Origin of the sequence: Shewanella sp. NKUCC05_KAH, assembly GCF_019345585.1 — a bacterium.
Lineage (GTDB): Bacteria > Pseudomonadota > Gammaproteobacteria > Enterobacterales > Shewanellaceae > Shewanella > Shewanella oncorhynchi.
On record NZ_JAHKQZ010000040.1, the window covers coordinates 1 to 3015 of the forward strand.

General features: G+C 43.4%; 6 protein-coding genes. All 6 read left to right on the plus strand.

Features of this window, described 5'->3' with window-relative positions; translation table 11 throughout:
• Positions 1-168 precede the first annotated feature (168 nt).
• The 6 genes from KO533_RS22315 to KO533_RS22340 all read left to right on the plus strand — a co-directional run bounded on the left by KO533_RS22315 (position 169) and on the right by KO533_RS22340 (position 2833).
• Positions 169-606, plus strand: a complete 438-nt coding sequence (locus KO533_RS22315; RefSeq protein ID WP_028760228.1) for a GNAT family N-acetyltransferase — start codon at positions 169-171, stop codon at positions 604-606.
• Positions 607-684: 78 nt separating this feature from the next.
• Positions 685-1092 (plus strand): hypothetical protein, encoded by a 408-nt coding sequence (locus tag KO533_RS22320; RefSeq protein WP_219256185.1) that lies wholly within the window; start codon positions 685-687, stop codon positions 1090-1092.
• 95 nt (positions 1093-1187) lie between these two features.
• Positions 1188-1475 (plus strand): hypothetical protein, encoded by a 288-nt coding sequence (locus KO533_RS22325; protein WP_173497769.1) that lies wholly within the window; start codon positions 1188-1190, stop codon positions 1473-1475.
• Between the two features lie 79 nt (positions 1476-1554).
• Positions 1555-1914, plus strand: coding sequence for a DUF2750 domain-containing protein (locus tag KO533_RS22330; protein ID WP_219256186.1), 360 nt, complete (start codon positions 1555-1557; stop codon positions 1912-1914).
• 82 nt (positions 1915-1996) lie between these two features.
• Positions 1997-2449, plus strand: coding sequence for a hypothetical protein (locus tag KO533_RS22335; protein ID WP_028760224.1), 453 nt, complete (start codon positions 1997-1999; stop codon positions 2447-2449).
• 123 nt (positions 2450-2572) lie between these two features.
• Complete coding sequence (locus tag KO533_RS22340) at positions 2573-2833, plus strand: hypothetical protein (protein ID WP_028760223.1); 261 nt, start codon at positions 2573-2575, stop codon at positions 2831-2833.
• The last annotated feature ends 182 nt before the right edge of the window (positions 2834-3015 follow it).

Consider the following 3015-nt stretch of genomic DNA (forward strand, 5'->3'; position numbering starts at 1 on the left):
GATACTCCTAGGTTTGCGACCGAAGCAGGTCGCGTCTAGCAAGTATTTAGGATGAGGGGCAAAAGGATGGCTTTATCTTGTTCCTGCCGCAAAGCGGCTTCGTTCAACAAGAAAAGCCAGCCGACGCGTACCGCGCAGCTGCTTTGGGCGTTAGAGCTAAGGAAAGTCATGAGTATCACATTGGAAGAGATTACAAGTTCAAATTATGAAGACGTATGTGACTTAGATGTCACGAATGAGCAACAGGAATATGTTGCGAGCAATATGTGGTCTTTGGTTGAATCACATTACTGCCAAGGGCATACCTGCAGAGCTATCTATCAGAACGATAAGCCTGTCGGTTTTTTCATGTGGGTATCTGAAACGCCTGAAAAAGTTTCTATCTGGCGCTTTATGGTGGATCAACGCTATCAACAATCTGGTATTGGCAGAGTTGCACTAAATTTGGCGCTCAATGAAATCAAATCCAGTGACAAAGTAAAAGAAATAGAAATTTGCTATGACCCTGAAAACCCGGTGGCCAAAGATTTTTATTCACGTTTTGGCTTTCAGGAAGTGGGTTTGGATGAAGATGGTGAAGATATGTTGGCAGTCATCAAGCTGTGAGCTCTCACAATCGCCTTAAACATCGCGGCCTCTGGACTCGCAACAAGTTGCTCGCCGTTTAGGCGAGCGTTAAATGCCATGGACACATTAGAGAAACTCGCACAGAAAAATAAAGCTCATCAGAAGCAGCAGAGTAATGATCGCTTTTCTACTGTCGCCATGATCTTGGTTTTGGTTCCATTTTTATTTGGAATTGCCATCGATGTAGGGGCTATTAATTCATCTCTGAACTTTAACCTTTGGTTGTATGGCTTCGGTGCGCTTTTCTTTGGGTTACTTCTAGCGGCCATGGGAGATCTTATGCTTTTCTCGCGCTGGTTAAAAATTTCTGGTTTAATTATTAGCCAAGGTTGGTTCATTTACTTTTGGGCTTTTCAAATGCAATCTTGGCTAGCGTTTGTACCATTAGTGCCAGCATTTGTTTTACTACAAATACAAATGCCCAAAATCAAAAAACAAGCTGAGCGCGAGAAAAATGGCATTTAACAAGTTAAATCATCGGAAAACCGCTCACTGGCTGCGCCAAAACGTTCGCGTTTTCCGCTGTTTAAAGCGTTATACATCAAAAGGATCTTGCAGATTTGTCTATCTGGATTAGGAAAGTAACTGACGGGAATTCGGAGAATTATGTTCGCTTGGCTGAGGAGTCCTGGGATCTACCAGAATTATTTAAAATTTTTGAAAACTGGCTTACCGAACATGCCGATAATCTCCCATCTGGACATCAGTGGATAGCCGATATTGGTTTCACACCGAGAGAAGGGGCTAATGGTGGAGGTCCTATTTTGTCAGTTCAACTAATGAAAAAGTGTACTGATTTAGGTATGTCTATTTATCTCTCGGAGTACAACGATGAAGATGATGTATAACAAGTTAAATCATCGGAAAACCGCTCACTGGCTGCGCCAAAACGCTCGCGTTTCCCGCTGTTTAAAGCGTTAGGTGCTTATGAGTATCGCTTCCGCGCACGCTGCCGAATTTTATCGTGAAGTCGCCGAGTCAAATTTCGTATGGGGAATAAAAGACTCTGGTGGCTTCCCTGCACCACTAGATGCCAGTGGGAAGCGTGCAATGCCTTTTTGGTCATCGGAGTCGCGGGCGCAAACTATCATTCGCAGTATTCCTGCATACAGTAGCTTTGTACCCGTAGCAATTGAGTGGTCTGTTTTTTGCGAGCGCTGGGTTCCAGGTTTAAAGAAAGATGGTTTACTTGCAGGCGTTAATTGGGCTGGAGCTAAAGCGTCTGGCTTTGATATTGAACCAAGTGATTTACAGCGTAATGTTGAATCTCTGCGCCAGAGCACCTAACCAGTGGTTCAAATCGTTCGCTCCGCTCTCTGGGACTTGCTAAAGCAAGCCCCTTAACCAAACGTTATAAATCTAGGTAAATATGGAAGTAGCCGAAAAAATAATTGATCAATTAGAATTAACGGGACACGATTTAGAGGGGGAAATATCTTTTCCTGCTTTAGGTGAAAGTGTTTTGTTTACTATAGGGTTATCTGGTTCTGGTGAAATAGAGCAGTCGCATAAAGATTCTATCAACTGGCTTTACAATAATATCGAACTTGAGTTCCCTAAAATTGAGGAAGCAATTTTCCAATATTACCAGAGAGTCTTACCTGATTATCATCTTGGTTTAGGGGAGTATGCCGACGAGCTAATGCCAAAGCTATTCGCACCTAATGAAGTGTGGAACTATATCACCGAACCAGGAGTGTTCATGTTTCCTGAAGATGAAGGTGGAGAACTTCATTTAGAGTATGAGTGTACCTTCGATGTAGAGCATGGTTTGAGAGTCGTAATTAAAAACGGAAAAATATTAAGGGTTGGCTTAGAGTAATCGATTTATAACAAGGCCATTATGGTAGTTGGACGCAAAACGCTTGGCTTGCGTTCCTTCGTCGCTAAGTTTAGCCAAGCATTTGTGCGCCCCATATGGCGACGTTAACTGTAAAAGCAAACTATGGAAGAAACCGAGAAAATCGAAATGTTAGCTGATGCGGTGAGCATCGCTAAGAAAATATTGGCGGGTGATATTGATCCTAACCTTGGTTGTGCCAAGCTCGGAGAAATCAACCGTGATCTTGATTGGCCAACTGAGCTGGCAGCATTTGGTCTTCTTGCACACGAACAATACGACCATGAGAACATAGGCATCACAGCAGAAAGCTGCGTTCCGGAAATTATCGATGAATGCAACAAGTTGGTTGCCAGTCACAGTTAACAAGCGCAGGCACAGCGACGGCTTTTTCGTTGCGGCTTCGCCTCCACTACAAGGCCGCGCGTGCTGCGGGCGTTATAGGTCAATCATGAAGAAGTGTATTTTTACTCTGTTAGTTATTTCTCTATTTGGTTGCGCTACAAATAAAGAGTCTTTGTCTAGCGACGCTCATGTATTTAACCTAA

What these genes read in the sequence shown, in the direction of transcription:
- KO533_RS22315 (WP_028760228.1), top strand. Translation starts at nt 169, where the DNA reads ATGAGTATCACATTGGAAGAGATTACAAGTTCAAATTATGAAGACGTA.
- KO533_RS22340 (WP_028760223.1), top strand. Translation starts at nt 2,573, where the DNA reads ATGGAAGAAACCGAGAAAATCGAAATGTTAGCTGATGCGGTGAGCATC.
- KO533_RS22320 (WP_219256185.1), top strand. Translation starts at nt 685, where the DNA reads ATGGACACATTAGAGAAACTCGCACAGAAAAATAAAGCTCATCAGAAG.
- KO533_RS22335 (WP_028760224.1), top strand. Translation starts at nt 1,997, where the DNA reads ATGGAAGTAGCCGAAAAAATAATTGATCAATTAGAATTAACGGGACAC.
- KO533_RS22330 (WP_219256186.1), top strand. Translation starts at nt 1,555, where the DNA reads ATGAGTATCGCTTCCGCGCACGCTGCCGAATTTTATCGTGAAGTCGCC.